We start from the raw sequence: 23,038 nt of genomic DNA on the forward strand, positions 1-23,038 counted from the left end.
CAGCGAGCGCCTCAACTTCACCGCTTTCTATGAGGCCCTGCTGGGCGCTAAGGGTGTAAGCCTTGGTGCCGATAGCGCCGGCCGGGGCAAGGGTGGCCGCAAGCTGAGCTACACCACCAAGATCCAGTTCAACGGCAATCTCATGGTGGGCAAGGCTTACACCGCCATGCTCGACCTCAAGCCAGGCGATGAGTTCGAGATCAAGCTCGGCAAAAAGCAGATCAAACTTATTCCTTTGGGCAGCGCAGAGGAGGAGTGAGCAGTAGCTAGGCGGTTGCTAGTGAGCATTTGTTGCGCGCAGGCAGCCGCCAGCTGTGATTTCTTGCACAGTGAAAGCAGGCGCCAGAGAGTTAGGTGCCGGCATGAGCGCCTGCACTCCCTTGCCCGGCCGCTCCAGACAATCCCCCGCTCACCCCGGGGGTTTTCTGTTGCTGGATTTTTGAGCAGCTCTGTGCAGCCTCTTGGTCTGCCAGTTACGTCAGCGCGGCAACGGGCAAAGCAAAGGACCGGGCATACGGCAGGTGCGCCAGCCCCCCTTAGTGGTGGACACCTCCACGCCGATCAGTGCAGCGGGGTGGTTGCTTTCAGTGATCGCCTCTACCCAGGCAATGGCATCAGCGATCGCGTCATCAAGGCTGCTGTATTGGGCGTCGAGCTCACGGTGCGGCTCGCAGCCATCATCAATCAGGCGGTAGCAACGCTCTGCCCCTTGGCTAGTTGAAATCTGCATCCGTTCTCTTTCAGTTCTGCCGGCTGCACCTAGGGGTGCGACCCAGCTCATCACCATGGCCAGCCAGCAAACCACTTGGCTGTATCGAGGGGAACACTTTGATCAGTCGTTACAGCCAGCCCCGATAAGCGCTGCGCTGCCTGCGGGCACTGGCCTTGGAGCGAGCAGTTCCGAACTGGGGACTGATGCCATTACGACGGCGTCTTACCCAGCCGCCCTGGTGAATCAGGCGGCTATCGGCAGCATTTGCCTGCTGCACTGACACCAAGCTTCCATAGCCCGCCTTATGGCGAGCACTAGCGCGGCTGCGGGCCTGGCTTGCGCTGCTGGCAGGCACCACCGTGGCGGTGCTCCTGCGGCTCCAAAACGCCAGGTAGTAGCGCCAACTCGCCATGGCTTTCAGCTCACCGGCGGCTGTTGCGGCCGCCACTGGTCGTAAAGCCAGCGCGGTAGAGCTCACTGGCACTCATCGCCTGGGGGTTGAGCACCTCGCCAAAGCCACCGCTAGCTGCTGGCGTTATTGCCAGTCCAGGTGTCCCCGTACCCATGGCACCGCGCTGCTGAAACAGGAAGCCATAGACGGGGTGGATGCGCAGCTGATCGAGGAAGTCAGCGGTGCTCAGCGGCCGGCCGTCATCACCCAGCAACGGCTGGCCCTGGCTGTCGAGTGGTTCGAGCACATCACTTCCGTCCTTGCCGGCGCTGAGGCGAAAGCTCTCCCCTAGCTGCCCCTTAAAGACATCAAAGAAGGTGCCGCGCCCGTCGCCGCCGGTGCGGCCCTCAGCTTCTGAAAAAGCCCGCTCCAGCAGCCGTTCCTTGCGCAAGGCCAGCACAAGGGCCTGGGCGCCATCGCGTTCGGCAGCCACGGTTGCCACCTTCATGGCGGAGGCTTCTTCCATCTGCCGTTCGCGCAGCTCTACCTGCTGCTCCAGCAGTTGCTTCTGCCGTTCTGCCTCCTGCAGGCGGGAGTATTCCTCCGGGTTGATCTCAGAGAAGCGGGTCAGCTGCTGCCGCACACCCCGCAGTTCTTTTTCCAGGTTGTTGCTGCGGCGCCGTTCAGCCTTGAGGGCTTCTCCCAGGCCGCTGCCCGCCTTGCTCTCGGTGGTGCTGGTCTCGCCTGAATCAGCCAAAGCAATTCCGCCCTGGCGTTCATCGGGCGGATAGTCGCCAGTTGTGTTGCTCTCTAGTTCAGCAGCGTCATGAAGGTGCTGCTCGAGCATCTCGCTGCTCTCGTCGCTGGCCCTAGAGCTGTTGTGCGTTGCGGTTGTGGCCATGACCCGTCTCGGCTGTCAGTGAAATCGGCAGCCCATCGCGGTGCTGTCACTACCTGTTGCCGAGGCATGGGTCATACGACTCGGTTCGGCTTGAGCGTGCCAAATACCCGCTCACCAATCAGCGGCTGCACCAGAGCGCCAATGCCGCCTGAGCCATAGCTGGCACCAAACTCCAGCACGGTGAACAAGGTGTACTGGGCATAGGGATCGACACCTGCATCACCTGCTGCATTGAGCAGGGTTAGATCACCAAGCCAGATCAAACCTTCGCAGGGGGCCACAACGGTTCTGCCGGCAGCGGAGACACGCCGGCCGTTTTGACTCCACTGCAGCTCCCTACTCAGCCAGATCGCACCAGGGCTAGGCGGCAGCCGGGTGGCACGGCAGATCATCCCTTGAAAGGTGAAGTCACCGGTATCAACACCAGGGCCGTTATCTCTGGCGGTGATGTAACGGGAGCGCTCAAGAAAACACTCGAGCACGTGGCTAGCCACCACAGCAGAGGTGGTGTCACCAGGTATGGCGTTTTCGCCCAGCAGCAGCCGGGCATTGGCAAACGACTGCAAGGGGGTGGGGCCCCAAAGCACTGAGTTGCGCTGGTGCTTACCACTGGTGAACTGGCGGGGGGAGATCATCAACCCCGGAGCAAGGCCGTGCCTCCAGCCATCCCTGGGGCAGCGACGTTGAATTTCATCCAGCTGCTCAAGCCCGGCAGGAGCAACAACAGCTGCTCGCTGTAGCGGCGGCGTTGATTTAGCAGCGCTGCTGCTGGAGAAGCAGAGTTGGCATAAACGGTCTCCCGCTCCTCCCGCAGCAACGCCGTGTCGTAGGCGATCACATCCGCCTTTTGCAGTGGTGCGTCACCGGCTGCTGCCACTGAACCAGCGATTGGACCGGAACGGCTGGTCCTCTCGATCGCCTGCTCCTGCTCAATACCTCCGGCCAGCAGGTGCTTGTCAATTAACGCCACCGCATCCAGTAGGGCCCGGGCGCTGAGCACCCCCGCCGGGTGCTGACGCTCTAGATCGGCCATGGCACGGCCGATGGCATCGAGGCAAGGAACCGTCGCCGATAGGGCCAGGGCCTGCCGGATGGCTTCCTGGTCGCTCGGTTGCCAGGTCGCACCGATAGGTGCGCTGGGCAGATGGCTGCTGGTGGTCATGTAGATGCCGGGGCGATACCGGCCAGATCCCCCAGCCATTGCCGCAGGGCCTGCTCGCTAATGATTCCCCGCTCCTGCAGCTGCAGCATCTCGCTCACGGTTGGTTGGGGCTTTGGTGCTGGTGCAAGCGGGCTGATCTCAACTGTTAGGGCGGGGCCCTCCTGCACTGGCAGCGCTTCACCGGTGATGGCGCACCAGTGCTGCAGCAGAGAAGAAAACATCGAGGCCTTTTGTATCGCCTGGCTCTGCAGCAGGGCGTAGGCCTGGGAGGCGGCCATTGAGATCTCCATTGCCGTGCGCGGTGCCCCCTGGGCAGCAGCGGGGATCAGGGCATCACGGCGCATGCCTTGATCCAGCGATTCCAGCCAGGCGCGGTGTTCCGCCAAAGACCGGGCCTGGATTTCGACGAACTGGAAGCTGGCACCTTCCGGCAGGTCGATGACGCTGTTTGGTCCCAGCACCACCGGCTCGCCGGCAGAGCCGGCCCCACCCATGGGACCCTGCACTCCGGTGCGCACCCCAACGGGAAGCGCCGTTCGGTACAGCAGTTCCTGGTAGTCGCTTTGGCAGCGGAAGTGGTTGAGGTACTGGTGCGCCAGACCCAGATGGGGCAACTCCCCTTCGCCAAAAGCAGCGCCATGGCTGGCATACCAAATAGCGGGTAGTTGGTTGATGCCGCGGTAGTGGCGCTGATCAAGGCGTTGCGTGCGCCAGCCGCTGGGGGCCTGGGGATCGGCCACCAGGGTTTCGGTGCTCAGCTCCATTCCAGCCCCTCCGGGGCCATCACCAACAAGAGAAGCCGTCAGGTACTGCCAGGGGTGGGGCGGGTGATCCTGCGGTGGCGCTGTCTGATTGGAGGGCGAGAGCGCATCGGGGCGCCGCTCACGCCAGGTGATCGCATCTGGCAGTGCATGGTTGCCAGGCAGATGCCAGTGCAGAACATCTCCCCGCTCGATAAGCAGCAGCCGCGGCAAGGAGAGCCGGTCGCCATTGCGCAAGGCCTGCTGGCGATCACCCTCACTAGGCCAGAGGTGAACAGGCGGGATCACACCCACCAGGGCAGCACCATCTCTGAGCACCAGCAGATCAGCGGCTTCTAGGAACACGCCCAGGTCGGTGCCGCAGCCATCCACATCACTGATCACCGCCTGCAGCGAGGCCGGCAGCTCCCGCCAGTGGCTTGAGGCCAGCATCCCGGCAAAGGTACGCAGGGCATCACGAAAGAAGCCCGATGGCAGGGCTGTCTCTGCCCGGCGGCGGTAGGCGGATTCAGGTTCGCGCTCGCCGCGGGGCAGGTAGTGCTCCCTGCGGTCTAAGCCATTGGAGTTAGCCAGCAGGTGCCAGCAGTCCTGCACCAGCTGCAGCCGGGGCAGCAGGGCCGCCAAGGTCGGGTGGAGGGAGATCGGCAATTCAGGCTCCATCCACCAGGGCACTCGGCTGTTAGCTCTTGCCGCAGCAGCTCAGTGCTGCTTGATGACAAACGGCAGACAGAGAACCTGGGCTGCGCTCATGAAGCCCTTTCTCTGGAGCAGTGATGAAAACCAGCAGCTCGGTGCCCAGCGCTCCATCCATTTCGAGGCTGTTGTGGTGGCCATCGAAACTGGAAGCTTGCTCGATGTGTTGGCCCACCCCAATCCAGAGCAATATCCAAGCCAGCGCATCCTTGTTGTTGAGGTGAATCAATACGTCTACCTCGTCCCCTACGTGGAAGACGACGACTACCTCTTTCTCAAAACGATTATCCCTAGCCGCGAAGCCACACGCGACTACCTCCGTAGAGACACGCCATGACGATGCAAAGCCACCTTTCCCCTAGCAACGACTCGCTCGATCAAGACGAGCGTGAGCTCCTAGAAGCTGTGGAATCGGGCGCGCTGCGTTCAATTGCCACTCCTGATCTGCTCAATCAGCTCAGAGAGTCAGCCCAGGTCACCGGCCAGAAAGACCAACGAATAAACATCCGGCTTTCCGGTACTGACCTAGAGGCCCTGCGCGTCAGGGCGCTGCGGCTGGGTATGCCTTACCAAACCCTTATCAGCAGCGTCTTACATCGCTACGTCAGCGGCGAGCTCAGGGATGAGCAGCTGCTCTGATCCGTCTCTTGGGTTTCCATCGTCATTGGGACCACCTGCACAGCACAGGCCTCCTCCTGCAGCAGCCTCTGACCTCTGGCACGCAGCCCCCCAGCTGACCTGAGCGGAGATCAAAAACCCCTTGTCGAGCAGGTAAATGCGCTTGTCTTCGACTTAGAGGGGGCCACTTGTGCAGATATGGGAAAAGACCTATGGCCTGAACCGCTGCACTAAGCCCCCAGCATTTGCAGCCATCCCTGGGATTAACGAGCAAGAACTTCACCATTCCGCAGCCAACCCAGCAGAATGCCTACAGCACGTAGGAACACCATGCAGGCATTTTCGGTGCGCCAGCTCAAGAGCAACCCTTCCACGGTCCTCAAAGCCGCAGAGGCTGACGCCATGGCGTTGGTGACCAGCCACCAGCAACCCACCGCCTTAGTGGTGGCACTGGACCGCCTGGGTCTTCCCGATACGGCTGCGGTGCGCTCGGGTCTGGCGCTGTCACTGTTTCGCTCCGGTTCGATCTCGGTTGGATCAGCAGCACAAATCGCCGGGCTGCCCCTGCCTCGCTTCTTGGAGATCCTCTCCTCTTTAAAGATCCCTGTTGTGGAAGCTGAGCAGCGTGAACTGGATGCCGATCTGGCTGCGGCACGCCGCTGGTTTGGCGAGCACGCCTGAGGGCCAGCACAGATGAAGGTTGTAATCGCTGATGCAGGCCCGCTGATTGGGCTGGCCCGCATCGATCAGGTTGCGTTGCTAGCTGGTTTGTTTGGCAAGGTATGGATCACTGAGGTGATTGCGGCAGAAATCGGCCTGGGGTCTGCCGCTACGGGAACCCCGGCCTATCCAGGTGTGGAGTTACTTCAGGGAGCCTTTGAGCAGGGCTGGCTGCAGATCGCACCAGCTCTGGCGCAGGGCATTGATCCATACAGGCCGCTCAACCCCGGGGTGGATGCAGGAGAAGCCAGTGCGATTGGCTTGGCCCTGAGCCAGCAGGTTGCCGGCCAGTCGGTTCTTTTGGTCGTAGACGACCGATGCGGTCGCGCAGAAGCTCGAAACCAGGGACTAGCAATCATTGGCACCGCTGCAGTGCTCGTGCTTGCAAAGGAACGGGGACTGGTGAAAGTTTGCTCGCCTCTGCTATTTGCACTACGGGATCAGGGCTATTACCTCAGTGATGCATTGGTGGCAGCGATTCTCAAGCAAGCCCAGGAGGATTAAAGCTCGAATTCCTGAATTGGAGAAGCCATTGCCACCACCCGGACCGAGCAAGCGGCTGCGATCTCAGCCCAACGCTCCGGTGTGAGCCCCAACTGCTTGGGGATCTGATCTGCGGCTATGCCCTGCCGCAGCAACTTCTGCCCTCTGGCATGTAGCTCCCGCCAGCGGCCTGGCACCGAGATCAGAAACCCCTTATCGCGCAAGTAGTGGGTGATCTCACCGTTCACAAACGGCCTGGCGTAGGCGATGAAGTTGGAGCTGCTGCGGTTCACCCGCTTGCAGTCGTAGCGGCGTGAGGCCTTGATCAGCCCAATTGCTGCCAGCTGCTCGAGGTCTTCTTTGGGATGGCCAGTGCGGCGGGCGTAGTTGGCCGCCACCTTGGCCGCAAAGGGCAGATGCTCAACCACCAGGGCATCAGCAGCGCCGTGGGGCGAACGGCAGGGTCGCTGCCGGCAGTGGTTTTGGGAGGTAGGGCTCATGGCAGGGCGGCAGTGAGGGGAGGGGGCTATGCCCCCTCAGCGGGAGAAGAGAAGCGGTCTTGCGGCAGTGCTGCCGCTGCCTCGCCAGTGCTGGTTTTGCAGCCAGATCACCCCCTGGCAGAAGGCATCCACCAGGTCGTCATGGGCGGCATTGGGAAAACCCAGCAGCTCTGTGATCAGGTCGTCGTTGCCGTGGCAAAAGCCCAGTTGGCCGGCCTCAAGCAAGGGGGCGGCGGCATGGGCGCGGCTGACCTTGCTGCCTGCTGGCCGCACTGCGATAAGTCCAGGTATCTGGCGCTGGAGCAGCTGACATACCGCCGGGCCATTGGCGGCGTCTTCTACCAGCACCGCATCGGGGCCTAGCCCCTGCGCTTTGAGCGTGGCCAGGCACTGGCCAAGGAATTTGACAACACCAGGCAGATCCAGGTGGTGGTGCTGACTCCAGAGCACCTCAATGCGGTGACTCGGTGCTGTTGATCTGCCAAGTGCACCTACCGGCGCGACTGTTCCACTGCGCGCAGAAGCGGCGGTGCGATGTAGCTGCAGGCCCTGGCCATGGGCCTCAACTGCTGGGTGAACAGCTCGCTGCTCTGCAAGCAGACCGAGCAGCACAAAAGCGCAGTAGTCGTTGCCCTCGCCGCCCTTAAAGCTCAGATCACAGCTGAGCACCAACGGGGAGAAGGGCTTCTGCTGGCCTTTCTGGTGATTGCCCTTATGGGGCTGGCTTCTGTGCGGCGTCTGCAGCAACCAGTGCCGCTGAAACAGCAGCCCCTCAGCTGGTGATGGCCGCTGCTGGTAGAGGGCATTCCACCAGTAGCTGCCGGCGCGGATGCGGATCTGCTCAAGCTCCGCAGTAGGAAAGCGCTCTGGGCATAGGGGTTGACCGGGCTGGCGCCAATCAGGCTCGAGGCTGCAGGTATCTGGAAAGCGCAGTTGCTGGGCTGGATGTTCAGCAATGGCGGGCAGGCTGAGCACCTGCCAGTGCTGCGGTGCGGCGCCACTTTCCTGTTCCAGCAGCCACCCGATCAGATCGTCCTGATGCCAGCGGGTAAGCACCACCACCTGGGCGGCGCCAGCGGCGCCATTTACGCCTGGTTCCGATCTAGTCAGCCAGACGGACTGGAACCACTCGATCAGCTTCTGGCGTTGAGCTGCGGAGTTGGCATCTTCTGGGCCCTTGTACGGGTCATCGATGATCCCAAGGGCGTAGCCCTTGCCGGTAAATGGTCCCCGCACCCCAGCAGCAATACAGCCACCGCGCTCGGGGGTGAGCCAGTTACCAACGGCGGTGGAGTCCTTGGAGAGGGGATGGCCAACAGCTCGGTAGTAGTGCCTCGCTTCTCGGCTATGGGCATAGGCCAGCTCAGCTGAGTAGGAAGCAATGGCGCAAAAGCGTATTGGGTAGCGGCTCACCCAGTAGGCGGGAAACAGCTTGGAAACCAAGAGCGATTTCCCCAGCCTTGGCGGACAGCAGACGATCAGGCGATTGAGCTGGCCATCAGCAACGCGCTGCAGCAGGGCGATCAAGCGCTCAGCCCAGGTGTGGAAGGCGTAGCCGGGATAGGCGGCCACGATGAAGTCACGAAAGCTCTGCTGGTCCTGCTGCTGGGTTTGGCTGCGGTTGGGATCAGCAACATCCAGCAGGCCCCAGTCAGCCCAGAGGTCGGTGGCCGGATCTAGGAGCAGGCCGGCCATCAGAGCCTTCTCCCGGGCAACGATTCAGGTGGCTTGAGTGGTGCGCGCAGCATCCCGCCGATCTCGGCGATCACCCGGAAGGCACCGACGGCAGCGCTGAACTGCTCAGCCTCCATGGCGCGGCGGGCACATTCATTGAGGGCAAAGATCTGCTCGGCCTGATGCCGTTTGCGATCGCGAACCAGCTCCTCGACCATGCGCTGACGCGCAACGTTGAGGTAGCGGTTGAGGGTCTGGATGTTCGTGACGTTCCAACTGTCACGAGCGTTCTCGTAGATCTGATTAAGGGCTTTGCGTTGTGCAATCCAAAGCTGAGCCTCAGCAATGCGGCGCTCCACCTCGTAGCGAGTGGGCCTGGTTGCCTTGGGAGCGGGCTTGCCTTTGACTCGCCGCGGGGGGTTGCGATCACCAATTGGTCTTGAGGGATCGGTGGGTGCGTAGAGGGGTTTTCCTTCCCCGTCCTCAGCGTTGGCCGCATCACGCAGGAGCTCGGCGTTGTCCTGCTCGTCTGCGGTGGGCTCCTCTACCAGTGCGGCCTTAGAGCAGCTCGGCGCAGCGGGGGACGCGTCGCTTGACGTGGTGCCCGCAAGAGAGGGGGGAGAAAGAGAGGGGTCCGGCTGAGCCACTGAACTTGCTACGTGGGATACCGCTGCGCAGTAGTCGGAGACGGGGCATGAGCCCTGTCCGATCAAATGCTAATACGCCGCCGTATGGAACGGTTAGCGTGCAGCGGCAGTGCACTTTTGGGGCATGAAGGATTCCAAGATCGTGATCGTGGGGGAGGTGATGGAGCGAGTAGAGGCAATGATTCCGCCGTATATCAGCAGGACGGCCTGGATCAATTTGCTGCTGGAACAGGCCTTGGCGGAGGCGGAGCAGAAGTGGGAAGCCAAGGGTCGTGCCTGAACTGCCTACCCATGCGCAGGCGGAGACAAGCGGGGAGCCAGAAGAAGCGGCCTGCGAGCTCAGCAGGCTTAGCCATTGTCAGATCGACTTTGCGGAGCGCGCCAGCTGGCGGGACGCCGAGATGCGTGCATACCTGCTGCTCCAGTGGGTGCCCTATGGGCTGGAGGCTGCCTTTAGCGAGGAGCTAGCCGCAGCTGGCCACTACACCCGCCTGCAGAAAATGCGCAGCACCCAGGCACTCGACGACTGGGACGCTGCCAATCCAGTCACTTCCAGCCGTGAACGAGCAGCGTTCACGGAACTGAAGAGGCTGGGTATCTATACCCAACAAGATTATTACCTGCCAAGTAAAGCCGATGAGCAAATTTACAGCAAAAGACTTAAAGAAGTTGAGCGCAAGATCGGCCGCCGAGCAGGAAGCAGAGGAGGAAACCCACAGAAGCCACAAGGTACTGATCGAGCACGTCGAGCGCGCCGCCGAGGTCACTAGGGGCTGGAGCGATCACGCCGCCTTGGAGTGGACTGAGGAATACCTGGTGCGTAATGGCATCACGGTGCCAGCAAAGCTGAGCATGTTCCTAAAGGAGGCCAGTGGCCTATGGCTTGGCATCCCAGAGCCAAGGCGTAAAGGGGAGCGGATGGATACAACTCCTACGCCTTGGGTGTGGGAGGGAGTCGTGATGGCCGGAGCCATGAACCTGCTTGTGGCACCACCAAAGATTGGCAAGTCAGCGCTGATGGTCGGGATGATCGCAGCGTGGTGGCAAGGCGCGCCCGAGTACCTGGGGCGGCCACTACACGGCACCTGTCCGCGGGTATTCGTTGTTGGCACAGACCAGCCAGAGAATGACTGGTTCACGCTGTTCAAACGAGAAGGCCTGATTAGAGAAGATGGAACGATGGGCGGCCCTGTAGAGGCCCTCTGGCATGCAGGCGCTCCCTTGCACCTAAACGAGCAGGGGATTGGGAAGTTGAGCCAGTTGGCGCAAGACAACCCTGGCGCGATGTTCCTTGTTGACAGTTACCACGCCTGCGTCAGCCCGCTTGGCATCGATGAAGCCACCAGTGCATTCGATGGTCCGGCCAGACGGCTGCAGGAGGCGCTTGCGCCCCATCAAGCAACACTGGTAGCAATCCACCACGCCAACAAAAGCGTCTCTGGCGGAAACGCGACGAATGCCTCACGGGGAAGCAACTCACTGCCAGCAGCGGCAAGCCTGACGATCCTGATGAACTGGCTAAAGCAGCCGGTCGACGGGCAGACGCAAAGCGACTTTCGCGTTGTTGTTAAGACGCAGGGGCGCGCCAAAGGTTCGACGTTGCTGGTGGAGCTAGAGGACACCGGCTGGGTGTGCCATGGCGATGGTCAAGGCGTGCTGCAAGCGGAGTCACTAGCAGCAGCGCAGCTTGAACTGAGCGGGCGCCAAGCAGACGCCTTTGACTACATCGCAGATAGGTGGGAGCTAGGAGGCTTCCAGGTTTCTGGCGTGGAGCTGGCCAGCCACCTGAACCTGCAGGGGAACAAGGCGAACCGTTGCCTGCAGCAGCTGCTGGCTAAGGGGCTGATCGAGAAAGTCGGCCAGAGCGAACCTGCAGAGCAAGGGGGCCGGCCATCGGGCCTATTCACCCCCGCTACCCCCCTCCCCCCAGAGGGGGTGATAAAGGGTGAAAAAGGGAAAAACCCCTCGCGCACGTACGAAATAAAGGGTTTTTCACCTTTTTCTTCTTTTACACACGCGTACGGGGGAGGGGGGTTAAACACACCCCCTGTTGGACCCGCTGCAGCCACTGGAGAAGCCGTGGCTGCAGCAGAAGGCTTAATCACACCCCAGCCCCAAAAGGGGATGGCTGTCGAAAAGCTCGGAAGCGATGGGTGCTGGCAGAACGGCTGGGTAATCCAGGACGCCAGCAAGCCCCACAAGGTTGAGATCGTTCGGCTGGGTAACCCGCTGCTGAAGTTCATCGCCCAGCGCTGGCTCCTAGACATCAGGCCTTGCTCTGGCTCTCCATGGCCAGCTGGGGGCCCTGACCATGAGCTGGCGCAGCCAGACGAGCACCGAGCCTCAGCCGGCCTGCTTGAGAGCGAGCAGGCTGGCTCACCGGAAGAGGACTGGATCTAGCGGCGGCTGCCCTATTCCCTAGTTTCATATGCCTAGGTAGGGGTATATTCAGAAGATCTGCAGCTGCGCCTGCCTCCCTGAATGCTTGCTCCCCTGCCAATCCACTTCGATGCCAGCTGGCACCGCTACTGCTGGGAGCCAACAGGGGAGTGGCTGCTCCATTCCGTCACCAAGGTCACAGGAGCCAGCAAGAGCGAAAGCCAGAAGGCGGTCTTCTTGAAAACGCAGCACCTCTGGGAACCCCGCGGCAAGCACGTTCACGCTTGCCTAGAAGCCTTCCTCTCCGGTGGCCCGCAGCTGGATGCGGGTGACTACGGCGACTGGGTTGAACCTTTAGTGGCACACGCGTTTTGGAGCAAGGTCACACCGCTGGCGATCGAATACCGCATTTGTGATCTTGGCCACTCGATCGGCGGCTCCCTTGATGCCCTTGTGCAGCACGACAACGGCAAGGTGCTGCTGCTTGATCTCAAAACCCAGAGCAGCGCCAGGGCCAGCACCTACAGCACCGACGCCCAGCTAGGCGGCTACCTGTCCATGCTGAAACTGCATCACCCAGCGCTCTATGTCGATGAGTGCCTAACGGTCTGGTCCAAGCCAGGTAAGAGCGTCATCACCAGGGCAGCCGCTGCTCAGTGCGGAGCGGCCTGGGCCGGCGCCGTTGAGCAGTTCATGGGCTACCAGGAGTTCCTGTAGCGATGCAGCTCCACGCCGCTACAAAGGCTGGCTTGCTATTCGGCCTTGGGCTCGGTGTGCTGCTGATCCAGGCAGCACAAAAAGGCAGCCGGGCGCCTGCTGGCTATGCCGGCCTGCTTTGCAGCTCGCAGCCACCGCCTAGGCCCATGCCAAAGGTGCAGCTGGCATTGCAGAGCGCGGCTAGCTGCAGTTCCGCTCAGCGCGCCGATGGACGCGGCACAGGTCCCTAGTCCTGCGCAGCCGCTTTATCTAACCCAGTGCCTAGAGCATCACTTGCGATGACATCAACCGATCTACTGAGCGCCCCTAGCGGTGGCAGCCCGCTGGCTCCCGGTGGCGCAGCGACCAGCGGCAGCGCCGCAGTATCAGAAGAGCTCTCGCCAGCACAGCGGGCGCTCAAGGTGGCTGAGCTCAAGGCGCTGATCAAGGCCGCAGAAGCCGATCTGGCTCTGCAGCTAGAAGCGTTCGACGCTGATTTGGCAGCCGGAAGACTTGATGAGTTCTCCTACCAGCCAGGGGTCTTTGAACTCGGTTCGATCACCCTGAACCGCAGCAGCAGGGCTAGCTGGCGCTACAGCCCAGCAATCAAAGAACTGCAGAAAGCCGAGCAGCAAAGCGGGGCCGCAACGCAGGTGATCAGCGAGTTTTGGAGGATCAGCGCCCAGGAGACGTTTTGAGCGCCACCCCATCGGTTGGGCTCAGCGAATCGGCTCTGCCCAGCGCACCTTCTGGTTCTGCGTCGCACAGCGCTCCAGCCAGTACGACTTCGCTGGGTGCTGCGGCCGCAACCTTGACCCTGCGCATCTACGGGCTACCTGGACCCATGGGCTCCAAGCGCCATCTCGGCCATGGCGTCATGGTCGAGAGCAGCAAGAAGGTCAAGCCCTGGCGCTCTGATGTCATGGCCGCTGTTGTTGGCGCATACCAGGGCCCCCTAATAGCTGCCCCCGTATCGGTAGAGGTGGTGTTCCTGTTCCCCCGTCCCAAGGGGCACTACGGCAAGCAGGGGCTAAGAGCTAGTGCTCCGCTGCACCTGATCAGTCAGGGCGCAGGTGACATCGACAAGCTGTGCCGCTCCACTCTCGATGGCATCTCAGCTGGCGCTGGCGGCGCCCTGCTGCGAGATGACAGTCAGGTAGTGAGCCTGCAGGCCAGTAAGCGCTACTGCTCGATAGGGGAGCGCCCTGGGGCCTTGCTGACGGTGATCGTGCTTGCAGAGCGCAGCTAGCGGCGGAGCCGTCCTACGAGGTGGGATTGCTGGCGCGGCCAGGCAGGCGATAAAGAGAAAGTTCCGCTAACGTAGGGGTATACCACTCCTGCGCAGGCACACTTGTCGACCCCCAGCCGAGCCGTCCCCGAGCGATCCGAGTTCGGACGCGTCATCCAGCGTTGGTTCAAAGCCAACGGCTGGCCGCAGGATGTGCCCCATCGCCTGGCAAAGGTCACCGGTGCCCAAGGTCCTTGGAACAGCCAGATCAGCTGCGCCATGAACGGCAAGCTCGATCCCAAGCCGGCCTTCTTCCTTGCTTTTGGCGCTTTCAATGACGCTGTTGCGCGCCAGTCCTATCCAGGCGTCACCGACCGCAAACTCCTTGATCAGCTCAAGGGAGCCACCCCCCTAGCCAAAGACGACGGCACCCCCTACAGCGCCGTTGAATTCTTTGCCCTGTTTGCTGGGATGCTGCCATCACCTGAGGCGTACCAAGAGCTTTCAGCTGGCGAGGAGATCAGCGACGAGGAAGCCAAGGCCCGCAGCGAAGCCCTGCGGCGCGCCTTCCAAGACGTAGCCAAAGAGCAGATGCTCAGCCCCAAGGAGGCCTGGGAAAGCCTGCGGCCTCACATCAAGAATCTCGATGCATCCGCCCTGAACCGTTTTAAGGAAGTGCTCAGCGGCTGGGGGGACTACAGCGGAGCGGAGCTGATGGAGCTTGCAACCAGCGGCCCCTACTCAGAACCAGGAATGGCCCTAGAGAGCTGGGCCTCAGGAGTAGATGGCGTCAGCGGCATTGAGCTGGCCCGAGAAGCGCGGGCTGCGGTGGAGCGTTAGATACATACGCAGGCGTATGGCAAAGGGTATATTCCTTGCGTAAGCAGATTTGCTGTCCATGGACTCATGCCTCAAGGAGCTCCCCAAGGCCCTTGCTGCCTTTCAAGCCGAGCACCACGCCGCAGGCCGTGACAGCAAGGGCAACTACGGCGCCTACACCTCGCTAGCAGGCGCCCTAGCTGCGATTAAAAATGCCACTGCTCATGGCCTTAGCCACTCGCAGACCCTTCACCCATTAGGAGAAGAGGTGATACTGCTGCGCACCAGCGTCTTCCATATCAGTGGCGAGCTGCTCTGCAGTGACCTGCCAATCCCGCTCAAAACAGAAGGCCGCGCCAACTACTGGCAAGGGCTGGGATCTGCAATCACCTATGCCCGTCGCTACAGCCTGCTTGCCATCTACGGCCTGGCCGGAGAAGACGACGAGGCAGAAGCAGCCCCTGCCCCGGCAGCCAAAGCAAAGCCTGCCGCCGCCAATTCAATGCGAAATTTGCATATCCCTGCGCAGGCATCACAAGCAGATGTTCCAGGGGCGTCCGGGCCGCCTGCAGTGGAAGCAGATACGGACATCTGCTGGATTGAAAAGGAGCGCCATGGCCGCATCGTCGAGTCACTAAAGAGCGCACCAAACAAGGCCGAGGTGCTCACAGCTTTTAAGGAGCACTTCAAGATCGCGACCCCAAAAATCAGCCCCGCCCAAATCCAGCTCCAAACGCACGGTGACTTCCTTGAAGAACAACTTGGACTCGCAGTCCTCTCTGCCTAGCGCACCTAGCGGTGCTGTTCTGCCCAGCAGCGGTGCGACCGAAAACCTAATAACAGCAGCCCTGGAGCTGCTCAAGCTCGCCTTATCGCAAGTCAACCAAAATGAAGCCCTACGTATCCAATTTGCTGAGCGCACCAACGAGTGCGACAACCCCTACCAACAGGGAAGCGACCAGCAGGTCAAAGCAGCTCTTATCTGCAGCGCAGTGCTCAGCCTCGCGCAGCTCAAGCCACCTGCGGCGAGTCTTTCATTGCCTCAGTTCTGCTCAGGGCTACCTCGCAGACCAAAGCAACAGGCCCGTTGATGCTGCCATAGCGGGCGCCTCCTTAGGGACAAGGTTCGCGGTAAATGAATGAGTAGCCAGGAGCAAAGAGAAGCAGACCAACTGAGCGCACCTACCAGTGCGGATTTACACAGCGCACCTAACGGTTCTGATTTACATAGCGCACCTATCGGTGCGACTCACACCAGCCGGTGCCAGGAGGCTGAATTCACCAAAAGGAGACCAAGGCCCTGCACCCCTGGATACAAGAACCGCAACCTAGTCCAATCAAAACTCACCGACGAGTTATATCGCAAGGCCTGGATTTATTGCCGCGTTCACGGCTACAGCTTTAGCAGCTTTACCCGTTCCCTTTACGAATCCTTTTTCACAGAATCATGAGTGACTTCAAAGCAGCACTGCCTCAGGTAATCAAGTGGAGCACGGGGGAAAATAAGTACGACCAAACCGGTAAAAGCCCAATCTCAATGTCATTGTTTGTGCCGGTTGAATCGGCATTTGCCTTTGCTCAATACGTGTTGAACATGGCAGATGATGAAACCCGTCATAAACCCGGCAAGATCTGGGACTACAGCAGCAACTGCGAAATCGAAGTCCAAGGCTTTTACATCAACGGCAAGGGCCGAGACGGTCAAGGTGGTACCAGCTACGGCAACATCAATCCCCAAAGCACCAAGTGGCAGCAGGGACCCAGTGAGCAGGAGATCCCCTTTTGATGACTTCTCAATCTATAGAGACAGACATGAACACGGAGCTGCGCACTTTGTGCGCTGACCTTGCTGGCCACCTGGCATTCATGCACGCACAAATGGAAGAGGCGAATCAATACTCTGAGCTAGAAGATTACTACTGGTATCGAGAAAGCGTAAAGCTGCTTAAACGTGCCCGCACCGTCCTAGCTGAGCCTCCAACTACTACCTAGTCCCATGAAAAGCAAGCCAGCTTTGAAAGACCCACCTAGTGGTGCGACCTGGATTCCACAGCGAGCGGCTGCAGTGCACCTTGGCATCAGTGAGCGCACCTTGCAACGCTGGAGGACTGCGGGACTCCTCATCGTGGGAGTGCATTACCGCCGCAAGTTCCCTAGTTCCAATAGCCCACTTCTTTATCAGCTGGAGCGTTGCGAAGAAGCCATGAACGAAGCCTGCTTTAGAAAGGTGCAGACACTTGAATTGGCGATTTAGCCAGGAGTTTCTAGCGCTGCACCTGGCGACTTAAGTGTTGAGCTGGCCTTGGCAAAAGCAGCTTCTGCGCCAGCTTCCGTTGCCCAGGGGTAGCTGCGGCAGTGAACCTCGATGCTGTGACCCATCGCCAGCGCCATCGAGCCGTTATCGATGCCGCGCTGATGACCACGCACGCTGTAGCTGTGCCGGAAGGAGTAGCAGGTCAACCTCTCGTCTTGGGACTCCACTTGCTCCTTGAGGGACTTCCAGCCAGCTCGGCGGCTCAGATAGGTGGCAATGGAATCGGCAGCACCATTACCTGAGCGCAACGCCGGCAGCTCGATCAGCCGAGCCTGCCAGCGCGCGAGCAAGTTCCACTCCACTGCTACATCGCCTGGTCTATCCAGCTCGCCTAGCGGTGCGGCGTCGACAAGCGGTAGTGGCCACAGCCTGCGTGGCTTGGTAACCCCTCCACCAGAACGCTTTTCGTAACTGCACCACCAGTAAGGCGTCTTGGTCTTGGGGTCAGTCCTGACACTCAGGTGGAGCAGCTCAACTGGACGCAGGCCCAGCTCACTCATCAGCCGGATCACATCAGCCCAGCGCCCACCAGCCTCATCATCAGGAAAGGAGGCAAGCAGGTTGAGGATCTGCTGGTCAGTGATTGCATTGCTTTTCTGACTGATGGCGCTGGCAGGCTTGCGCCCAATCGCATCCTTGAGGTCAGCTGGTGGCTGCCAGATCGCCGTCAATCGCTCACGGCTAACGCAGTACCTCAGGAACTGAGCAAGGTTGCGTGCACGCTCCTGGCGGCTACGACTGCCAGGCTCCCATTTCCTAATGCACTCATCGATTAGGTCCTCTGGCGTCGTGGGTGGTTTACGACTAGTGAGCTGGCCAACAGCTTCTGTAAGTACAGGGACATATTTCGTCTGCCATGTCTCGGGCTTGATGGCAGTGCCGTGGCTGAGCTTTTGCTGCTTAAAACGCTCCAGTGCACCGGGCCAGTCGTGCTGCTCAATCAGCTTTGGCGCCTTGCCGGCTGCCACCTCTGCTGCCTGCTTGAGGGTGTGACCCTTTTGGACGAGCGCGTAGATGTTGCGGATGCGGACGTAGGCGTCACCAGCAGACGAAGCAGTCCACGAAAAGGGGAGGGTGACGGCCTGCTCGGTATTGCTGCTCTGCCCAGCGGACTTGACGGGGCTACGCAACTTCAGCATTACTCGTCCGGACTTTGGCGACTCACGCACAGTCCAGCCGCTCCCAAGCTGCCGGACCTGCTCACGGAAGGAGATTGCCCAGTGATCCAGGTTTTTGACCCTAGGCATCAAAGGCACCCAAAAGGCACCCAAAACCTACCGGATCTGTCTCGACAAGGCCAGACAGCCCGAGCCAAAACAGTTGGTATGACTCAAAAACCCTGTGGGGGGCAACATGCCAATCTGGCTTTGGGAGCACTAGGTCGCAGGTTCGAATCCTGTCGCCCCGATTGACTTTTCACCGATAGGCCCCCTGCTTTGTGGGCAAGATGTGGGCAAAGCCACCAGGCGCCGCCTTCCTCAAGATTCAAGTTCTGGCAGCGGGACACAGCAAAACCAGCAGGACTGACGGCTTGATTCCCTACAAGCCCTGCTGGACCCCTCTCAGGGCGTCACTGGCCCACTCCAACAAAAGGCCCTGGTCCAGTAACGGACTGAACCAGGGCTTTCGTGGACGTGCCTTAAAGGCTCAGTTTTTCTCGAGGAGATGGGGCGTGCGGGCCGTTGCTTCATTCATCGCTTCGTTACAGCGCTCTAGGTGATACAGGACTGGTGAATTGCTGCTTGGGAATTTGCGGCGCCAATGCACCCCAGCCCGGAACAAGCCGGCCTTGCGCCAGCGACCCAGGGTTTTCTCGCTCACACCGAGAAGCGGAGCCGTCGATCGGGCATCAGCCCATTCCTGGGTATGGGCTAGTTCGATTGGCTTGGCAGGGGGCTGCGGACGGCTGTGACGAACTCTTGGAGAGACCATTACCGGCCCCTCCTGCAACAGCGAGGATTCACATTCGACTTCTGGGCCACTAGGCCGCACTGCCCCTCGTGAGCTAGGCCGACCAGAGCAATGCTGTTTGACATCACCCTTCCCCCTGCAGCAACGCCACCACCGCTGGATCCCAGACGATCTGCTGCCGTTGCTCGCCGCGGCTGCAGCGCGGCAGGGCGATACCCCAGTCGGAGCCGACTGCAGTGAGCTGCCAGTCATCAAGGTCATTGCGCACCTGCAGGCCGCAGGCCGCCAACCGGCGGTTGATATCCCTGATCGTGCGGCCCAGCCGCTCGGCCAGTTGCTCTGCATCCAGCCGTGCTTCGACTGGCTTACCAACCGGCTGAGCGGGCTGATGAGCTGATTCCGCAGAGTGGGTGTCGCAAAGGATCTGTTGCAGTGGGGCCAGGTGGAGGCCGGTGCTGGCCTCGATGTCCTCAATGGCAGCAAGGAGCGCATCGGAGTAACCGACACCGGTGAGCTCGATGATCTCCTCGGCAAGCCGCAGCACCGCCTGCACGGTCTGGGTCTTTTCCCCAGCCGAGCCTGATAAGTGGGCCCTTGCTTTGACCTGGTGGTTGCGCTTGATGGCGGGCAGCAGCTCATGGGTGAGCCAGCGCCGCATCCGCCAGGCCGTCTGGCTGTCGTCCAGCAGCAGCGAGCGCAGTAGGCCGCCTTCACTGATCAGGGCCAGAGTGCAGCCCTCGCTGCCTGGCCCCTCCTGGGAATAGAGGCACTGCTCCTCCTCCCGCAGGCTGGCCAGCCCCCTGGCGATCGCAAGCTGGCCAAGGGCGCCAGCTATATCAGCGGCGACGAACCAGGCATCACCGTGCTCATCGGTGCTGACCCGAATGCGGTGCCCCTCGAACGGATAGGGCACCAAAGCGGTTGTGCTGCTCATAGCTGAGAAGGCGAGAGGACAGTGGCGCCAGCTGCGCCAGTGGTGGCGAGGGGTGCTCCTGCCTGCGGTCTCCGGGGAGCTGGCACCGGGCCGGAGAGCAGCAGCAGGATCGTGCTCAGTTGCAGCGCCAGCAGCAGCCACAGCAACCACTGCAGCTGCTGCAGCGCTCTGAGCCCCACGGTGGTGGCGCTTCTCTGGCGGGTGCGGCAGAAGGCCGGCAGTTGGGGACTCTTTCCCCTGCCGCCGAAGCGGACGTTGTTGTGCTGGCTCATCAGAAGGGCACCTCCTCGTCGCTGATGGGGCCGCTGGTGGTCCAGGCCGGTGCCGCCGGTGCTGGCACTCCAGCGGGTGCGCCCCATGGCGCCGCGCTCGAACTGCGGGAGCCCTCTGCAGCGGCGGTTGCCGTCTGAGACGCCGAGCCACTGACGGACTGGCCAGCGGAGAAGGCCGCTAAGTCGGCGGCTTTTTCTTGCTGCTGCGTACCGCTCCTGCCCTCACAGAACTCCAGGCGGTCGATCACCACCAGGGTCTTGCTGCGCATCTCACCGCTGCTGCGGTCACTCCACTGCTCGAATTCGAGCCGCCCGACGATCGCTACCTTGCTGCCCTTGCGCAGGTAGTCCCCCGCCACCTGGGCGGTCTTGCCCCACGCCTTGCAGTTCACCCAGAGCGGCTCCTGGGGCTGGCCGTCGCGCGGCGGGCGGTTCACCGCCAGGGTGAACTCGCAGACGCAGCTGCCGGTCTCAAAGAAGCGCAGCTCCGGATCTCGGCCGGCATTGCCGACCAGCACGATCAGATTGATGCTCATGCTTCCACCTCGAGCGCCGAGCCGGTGCGGGCCTTGATGCGCTCCTGAACCGCCAGCAGTGACGGCAGGCCGATAAGCGGATGGGTGCGCACCAGTTCGTGCAGTGCTCCGCTCCAGGTGATGTTGTGCCTGCGGGCGAAGGCATCGACCCGCTCAAAGGTGTCGTTGTTCATGGCGATGGTCTTCTTGTGGTTGCCGATCCGCTGGCGCAGTGGCCGCGGCTTCTGGGGGGAGGTGCTCATGTCCCCGCCCCCGTGCTCTGTTGGGTGCTCTCGCTGACCTCGAGCTGCCGGCGGCGCCTGGAGATCGCGCTCCAGAGCCGCTCGGCGTTCTCGTCGTTGATCTGGCCCGCACTGAGCAGCTGGTTGACGCGTCCGTAGGCGCGCTCGAGCTCCAGCAGGGTGGCGATGTGTGGGATCTGGCGAAGGCCCACCTCCACCGGATTCAATTCAGGCTCTTGAGCTGGGGCTGCCTCTTGAGCTGGAGCCGGGCTTGGAGCCGAGGCAGCAGCGGCCTGGCTCCTGCTTCTCCGCGGTGCTGGCTGGGTGCCTGCGGCAGGGGTCTCGCTGGCCTGCAGCGATAGGGCCTCCTGCTGCCCGCCTTGCTGCTCGCCTTGGTGCTCAGCTGGGGTGGCCGGCTCCGGCGCAGCCCTGCTGGTGTCCACAATCTCGGCGTCGATCACCTCTTGCTGTGTATCAGCGTTTCCCCCATGGGATGACTCGATACGCCCAGCGGCGCTGTTTTGGGTTTCCGGCGGAATCATTTTGTCTTCGCGATGGCGTAAGAGATTGGGTACAGCGGCAGCGCGGGAGCCAGCTGCAGTGCGCCGGGCGGTGGGTTTTTCCGGCGCCGTGGCTGTCCCAGCGGCTTGAGATTGCGCCTGGATTTCAGTCCCAGTAATGCTGGCCCCGCCAGCCTCTCGGACCGTGACCGCCTCGATGTCGAGTGCCTCCTCCTGGGTGATCAAGCCCAGGGCGATCTCCGGGCAATAGACGTTCGACCACCAGGCCGCGGCGCGGTAGCGCAGCATCTGGCCGGTCATCGTCTGCCACTTGCTGGTCTCGTTGCCCTGGCGGTCCTTGCGGCTCCACCAGCCCTCTTTGCGGGCCAGCTCCAGGGTGATGGTTTCCCCTTCCAGCACCTCACCGGTGGCCTTATCGGTGGCTACCGCGTAGCAACTGCTGGGCTGCTCCTTGGCGTCAAAGACAAAGCGCAGTGGCGAGAAGCGGCCGCTGGCATTCACCGTGGCGATCAGGAACTTGCTGCTCCAGGTCGGCCGCCCGTGGATCGGCGTCATGTTCTGCATCACCACTAGCGGTGAGAGGCGCATGCGCCCGGCGATCTCCAGGGCGATCAAGCTGTTGGCCAGCCCCTGCTGCCCCTGGTACTCCTTGGGCACAAGGCTCGAGGAGCACAGGGCTTTGGCCATGCGCTGGGCGGCGTCAAAGGCGGCGATACCGCTGAACACCTGCAGGGTGTCTGTCGTTGCGGCCAGGGCTGAGGCAGGTGATGGACCTGAACTGGTGGAGAGGGTGGAGTCGTTCATTAGAAGAGATCAATGGAATCCAAATCAATGCCTACGGTTTCGGGAAGGCTGAAATCTTGAAAGACAGGACGGAACGCCTGGCGCCCGTGACTCGGCCAGCTACCGGTGGCCTGGCATTCGGCGATCCGCCGGAAAGCCTCCTCCCGCCGCTGCAGACCTTTTCCCAGGTCCTGCCCATCAAAGATGAGCAGGCTGCAGTCGATCGGGGCGTTCAGATCGCTAGGCCACTCAAAGGCGATCACACCGGTCTCGAGCGGCGGCTGCCCATGGCGGTCCTCATGGCCTAGGGCCAGGTGGGCTAGCTGCAAGTCGTAGGCCAGGTCCTTGGCCTGCCAGTAGAACTTCCGCGGCAGGGCGCTGCGGGTCTTCTTGAGGTCAAACAGACGGCCGTCGCTGGTGACCACATCGGGGAGGCAGCGGCAGGGCCGGCCCGCTTCGTCTTGCCAGAAGTGGGGCTGCTGGCTGAGCGAAGGGTCCAGGGCCGCCAGTCCCTCGCCCACCACTGGGTCGGCGTGGAGGGCATCAGCGATGCGCTGGGCCTGTTTAACCATCTCGACGCTGACTGGCGTCAGTCCGGCGGCTTCCGCTTCTGCGCAGTTGGCGGCGCCGATCTTGGTGTTGCGGGCGATTGATCGATACGCGGCGAAGCGCTCATCAATCCGAAAGGGGGGCGTAAGTAGGGCATCGACCAGATCGCCTTTGACCATGTCCGCTGAGGGAACGAATTTCGCGGCCCTTGGCCCGAAACGATGGCTCCAGGTCCGCATCGTGCCGGTCACTGCAGCCTTGAGTGCCGTGGGGGACCAGGCGGGATGGCGGTGATACTCCGCCAGAGAGAAATTGCTCATGGGGCATCCTCCAGGCCATAGCCCAGGACGATCCGCCGCGCCTCTAGCAGCGAGGGGCAGAGACCTGAATCAATCCCGCCGCCGCCGGAGTGCAGCAGCGTTGCCACGTAGCTCCCGCAAATGCTCTGCCGAAAGCTGATGGCGATGCCGTGGCCGGCCAGGGCCGCCAGTGAGTCGGTCGTGATCTCCCGCCAACGCTGCTGCCACTGGGCCAGGGCGGCGGAGAAGGAGGCCTGGATCAGGATGTAGTGCTCCAGATCGGAGCGTTGCAACCCCTTGGAAGCAGGGGGCAA

Annotated in this window: 32 protein-coding genes; 14 read left to right on the forward strand and 18 right to left on the reverse strand. The window is 61.6% G+C overall.

The genetic code is table 11. From position 1 onward, the window contains the following. Nucleotides 1–259, forward strand: a 259-nt coding sequence (locus tag KBY75_RS11860) for an AbrB family transcriptional regulator (protein ID WP_255024039.1), incomplete at its 5' end; no start/stop codon positions are given. Between the two features lie 219 nt (nucleotides 260–478). Here the strand turns inward: KBY75_RS11860 and KBY75_RS11865 are convergent. From KBY75_RS11865 to KBY75_RS11890, 6 genes are all read right to left on the reverse strand, one after another. Beyond that, nucleotides 479–730 carry a hypothetical protein gene (locus tag KBY75_RS11865; protein WP_255024040.1) on the reverse strand — a complete coding sequence of 84 codons (252 nt, stop codon included), beginning with the start codon at nucleotides 728–730 and terminating at the stop codon, nucleotides 479–481. 109 nt (nucleotides 731–839) lie between these two features. Then, complete coding sequence (locus KBY75_RS11870) at nucleotides 840–1,124, reverse strand: hypothetical protein (RefSeq protein WP_255024041.1); 285 nt, start codon at nucleotides 1,122–1,124, stop codon at nucleotides 840–842. A 10-nt stretch (nucleotides 1,125–1,134) separates the two neighbouring features. Beyond that, nucleotides 1,135–2,004 (reverse strand): hypothetical protein, encoded by an 870-nt coding sequence (locus KBY75_RS11875; protein ID WP_255024042.1) that lies wholly within the window; start codon nucleotides 2,002–2,004, stop codon nucleotides 1,135–1,137. 71 nt (nucleotides 2,005–2,075) lie between these two features. Continuing rightward, on the reverse strand, nucleotides 2,076–2,639 hold the full coding sequence (locus KBY75_RS11880; RefSeq protein ID WP_254997486.1) for a hypothetical protein: 564 nt from the start codon (nucleotides 2,637–2,639) through the stop codon (nucleotides 2,076–2,078). Further along, nucleotides 2,639–3,166: a hypothetical protein gene (locus KBY75_RS11885; RefSeq protein WP_254997488.1), complete on the reverse strand. Its 528-nt coding sequence runs from the start codon at nucleotides 3,164–3,166 to the stop codon at nucleotides 2,639–2,641. The genes KBY75_RS11880 and KBY75_RS11885 overlap by 1 nt, the downstream gene beginning before the upstream one ends. Continuing rightward, the gene (locus tag KBY75_RS11890) at nucleotides 3,163–4,575 is read right to left on the reverse strand and encodes a DUF4055 domain-containing protein (RefSeq protein ID WP_254997489.1); all 1,413 of its coding nucleotides are present in this window, start codon (nucleotides 4,573–4,575) and stop codon (nucleotides 3,163–3,165) included. The genes KBY75_RS11885 and KBY75_RS11890 overlap by 4 nt, the downstream gene beginning before the upstream one ends. Before the next feature lie 100 nt (nucleotides 4,576–4,675). Between KBY75_RS11890 and KBY75_RS11895 the strand changes: the two genes are divergently transcribed. The 4 genes from KBY75_RS11895 (at nucleotide 4,676) to KBY75_RS11910 (ending at nucleotide 6,462) form a co-directional block, all read left to right on the forward strand. After that, on the forward strand, nucleotides 4,676–4,957 hold the full coding sequence (locus KBY75_RS11895) for a toxin (RefSeq protein WP_255024043.1): 282 nt from the start codon (nucleotides 4,676–4,678) through the stop codon (nucleotides 4,955–4,957). Beyond that, nucleotides 4,954–5,259 (forward strand): hypothetical protein, encoded by a 306-nt coding sequence (locus KBY75_RS11900; protein ID WP_254997491.1) that lies wholly within the window; start codon nucleotides 4,954–4,956, stop codon nucleotides 5,257–5,259. Before KBY75_RS11895 ends, KBY75_RS11900 begins: the two co-directional genes overlap by 4 nt. Before the next feature lie 309 nt (nucleotides 5,260–5,568). Continuing rightward, nucleotides 5,569–5,919 (forward strand): UPF0175 family protein, encoded by a 351-nt coding sequence (locus tag KBY75_RS11905; RefSeq protein ID WP_254997493.1) that lies wholly within the window; start codon nucleotides 5,569–5,571, stop codon nucleotides 5,917–5,919. A 12-nt stretch (nucleotides 5,920–5,931) separates the two neighbouring features. Further along, complete coding sequence (locus tag KBY75_RS11910) at nucleotides 5,932–6,462, forward strand: DUF3368 domain-containing protein (protein ID WP_254997494.1); 531 nt, start codon at nucleotides 5,932–5,934, stop codon at nucleotides 6,460–6,462. On the opposite strand, the gene KBY75_RS11915 is transcribed toward KBY75_RS11910, so the two are convergent. Genes KBY75_RS11915 through KBY75_RS11925 form a run of 3 tightly spaced genes read right to left on the reverse strand, consistent with a single transcriptional unit; the run spans nucleotide 6,459 to nucleotide 9,262 of the window. Next, complete coding sequence (locus KBY75_RS11915) at nucleotides 6,459–6,941, reverse strand: sigma-70 family RNA polymerase sigma factor (RefSeq protein WP_255024044.1); 483 nt, start codon at nucleotides 6,939–6,941, stop codon at nucleotides 6,459–6,461. The two genes, KBY75_RS11910 and KBY75_RS11915, sit on opposite strands and share 4 nt — an antisense overlap. A gap of 36 nt (nucleotides 6,942–6,977) precedes the next feature. After that, a complete protein-coding gene (locus KBY75_RS11920; RefSeq protein WP_255024045.1) occupies nucleotides 6,978–8,636 on the reverse strand; it encodes a terminase in 1,659 nt (552 codons plus the stop codon). After that, on the reverse strand, nucleotides 8,636–9,262 hold the full coding sequence (locus KBY75_RS11925; protein ID WP_255024046.1) for a hypothetical protein: 627 nt from the start codon (nucleotides 9,260–9,262) through the stop codon (nucleotides 8,636–8,638). Before KBY75_RS11925 ends, KBY75_RS11920 begins: the two co-directional genes overlap by 1 nt. Nucleotides 9,263–9,386: 124 nt before the next feature. Here KBY75_RS11925 and KBY75_RS11930 point away from each other — a divergent pair, with 124 nt between their 5' ends. The 9 genes from KBY75_RS11930 (at nucleotide 9,387) to KBY75_RS11970 (ending at nucleotide 16,170) form a co-directional block, all read left to right on the forward strand. Beyond that, entirely contained in the window at nucleotides 9,387–9,542 is a 156-nt protein-coding gene (locus tag KBY75_RS11930) for a hypothetical protein (protein ID WP_254942766.1), read from the forward strand. Beyond that, nucleotides 9,535–10,032 (forward strand): hypothetical protein, encoded by a 498-nt coding sequence (locus KBY75_RS11935; protein WP_255024047.1) that lies wholly within the window; start codon nucleotides 9,535–9,537, stop codon nucleotides 10,030–10,032. Before KBY75_RS11930 ends, KBY75_RS11935 begins: the two co-directional genes overlap by 8 nt. Further along, a complete protein-coding gene (locus KBY75_RS11940) occupies nucleotides 9,932–11,662 on the forward strand; it encodes an AAA family ATPase (RefSeq protein WP_254942765.1) in 1,731 nt (576 codons plus the stop codon). The genes KBY75_RS11935 and KBY75_RS11940 overlap by 101 nt, the downstream gene beginning before the upstream one ends. A gap of 81 nt (nucleotides 11,663–11,743) precedes the next feature. Further along, nucleotides 11,744–12,358: a hypothetical protein gene (locus KBY75_RS11945; protein ID WP_254942764.1), complete on the forward strand. Its 615-nt coding sequence runs from the start codon at nucleotides 11,744–11,746 to the stop codon at nucleotides 12,356–12,358. Between the two features lie 278 nt (nucleotides 12,359–12,636). After that, nucleotides 12,637–13,035, forward strand: a complete 399-nt coding sequence (locus KBY75_RS11950) for a hypothetical protein (protein ID WP_254942763.1) — start codon at nucleotides 12,637–12,639, stop codon at nucleotides 13,033–13,035. Between the two features lie 113 nt (nucleotides 13,036–13,148). Further along, nucleotides 13,149–13,586: a RusA family crossover junction endodeoxyribonuclease gene (locus KBY75_RS11955; RefSeq protein ID WP_254942762.1), complete on the forward strand. Its 438-nt coding sequence runs from the start codon at nucleotides 13,149–13,151 to the stop codon at nucleotides 13,584–13,586. A 102-nt stretch (nucleotides 13,587–13,688) separates the two neighbouring features. Then, a complete protein-coding gene (locus tag KBY75_RS11960; RefSeq protein ID WP_255024048.1) occupies nucleotides 13,689–14,405 on the forward strand; it encodes a hypothetical protein in 717 nt (238 codons plus the stop codon). Nucleotides 14,406–14,463: 58 nt separating this feature from the next. Next, nucleotides 14,464–15,171, forward strand: a complete 708-nt coding sequence (locus KBY75_RS11965; RefSeq protein ID WP_255024049.1) for an ERF family protein — start codon at nucleotides 14,464–14,466, stop codon at nucleotides 15,169–15,171. 660 nt (nucleotides 15,172–15,831) lie between these two features. After that, on the forward strand, nucleotides 15,832–16,170 hold the full coding sequence (locus KBY75_RS11970) for a hypothetical protein (RefSeq protein ID WP_255024050.1): 339 nt from the start codon (nucleotides 15,832–15,834) through the stop codon (nucleotides 16,168–16,170). A gap of 464 nt (nucleotides 16,171–16,634) precedes the next feature. Here the strand turns inward: KBY75_RS11970 and KBY75_RS11975 are convergent, their stop codons facing one another. The 9 genes from KBY75_RS11975 to KBY75_RS12015 all read right to left on the reverse strand — a co-directional run bounded on the left by KBY75_RS11975 (nucleotide 16,635) and on the right by KBY75_RS12015 (nucleotide 23,038). Continuing rightward, entirely contained in the window at nucleotides 16,635–17,837 is a 1,203-nt protein-coding gene (locus tag KBY75_RS11975) for a site-specific integrase (RefSeq protein ID WP_255024051.1), read from the reverse strand. A 508-nt stretch (nucleotides 17,838–18,345) separates the two neighbouring features. Continuing rightward, nucleotides 18,346–18,630, reverse strand: coding sequence for a hypothetical protein (locus tag KBY75_RS11980; protein ID WP_255016880.1), 285 nt, complete (start codon nucleotides 18,628–18,630; stop codon nucleotides 18,346–18,348). A 103-nt stretch (nucleotides 18,631–18,733) separates the two neighbouring features. Next, nucleotides 18,734–19,543: a BRO family protein gene (locus tag KBY75_RS11985; RefSeq protein WP_255024052.1), complete on the reverse strand. Its 810-nt coding sequence runs from the start codon at nucleotides 19,541–19,543 to the stop codon at nucleotides 18,734–18,736. Next, entirely contained in the window at nucleotides 19,540–19,815 is a 276-nt protein-coding gene (locus KBY75_RS11990; RefSeq protein WP_255024053.1) for a hypothetical protein, read from the reverse strand. Before KBY75_RS11990 ends, KBY75_RS11985 begins: the two co-directional genes overlap by 4 nt. Further along, complete coding sequence (gene ssb, locus KBY75_RS11995) at nucleotides 19,815–20,351, reverse strand: single-stranded DNA-binding protein (RefSeq protein WP_254937100.1); 537 nt, start codon at nucleotides 20,349–20,351, stop codon at nucleotides 19,815–19,817. Before ssb ends, KBY75_RS11990 begins: the two co-directional genes overlap by 1 nt. After that, on the reverse strand, nucleotides 20,348–20,593 hold the full coding sequence (locus KBY75_RS12000) for a hypothetical protein (RefSeq protein WP_254930849.1): 246 nt from the start codon (nucleotides 20,591–20,593) through the stop codon (nucleotides 20,348–20,350). Before KBY75_RS12000 ends, ssb begins: the two co-directional genes overlap by 4 nt. Further along, nucleotides 20,590–21,897 carry a recombinase RecT gene (locus KBY75_RS12005; RefSeq protein ID WP_255024054.1) on the reverse strand — a complete coding sequence of 436 codons (1,308 nt, stop codon included), beginning with the start codon at nucleotides 21,895–21,897 and terminating at the stop codon, nucleotides 20,590–20,592. Before KBY75_RS12005 ends, KBY75_RS12000 begins: the two co-directional genes overlap by 4 nt. After that, nucleotides 21,897–22,745 (reverse strand): PD-(D/E)XK nuclease-like domain-containing protein, encoded by an 849-nt coding sequence (locus KBY75_RS12010; RefSeq protein WP_255024055.1) that lies wholly within the window; start codon nucleotides 22,743–22,745, stop codon nucleotides 21,897–21,899. The genes KBY75_RS12005 and KBY75_RS12010 overlap by 1 nt, the downstream gene beginning before the upstream one ends. Continuing rightward, a complete protein-coding gene (locus KBY75_RS12015) occupies nucleotides 22,742–23,038 on the reverse strand; it encodes a hypothetical protein (protein ID WP_255024056.1) in 297 nt (98 codons plus the stop codon). The genes KBY75_RS12010 and KBY75_RS12015 overlap by 4 nt, the downstream gene beginning before the upstream one ends.

The organism is Cyanobium sp. T1G-Tous, from assembly GCF_024345455.1.
Taxonomy (GTDB): domain Bacteria; phylum Cyanobacteriota; class Cyanobacteriia; order PCC-6307; family Cyanobiaceae; genus Cyanobium_A.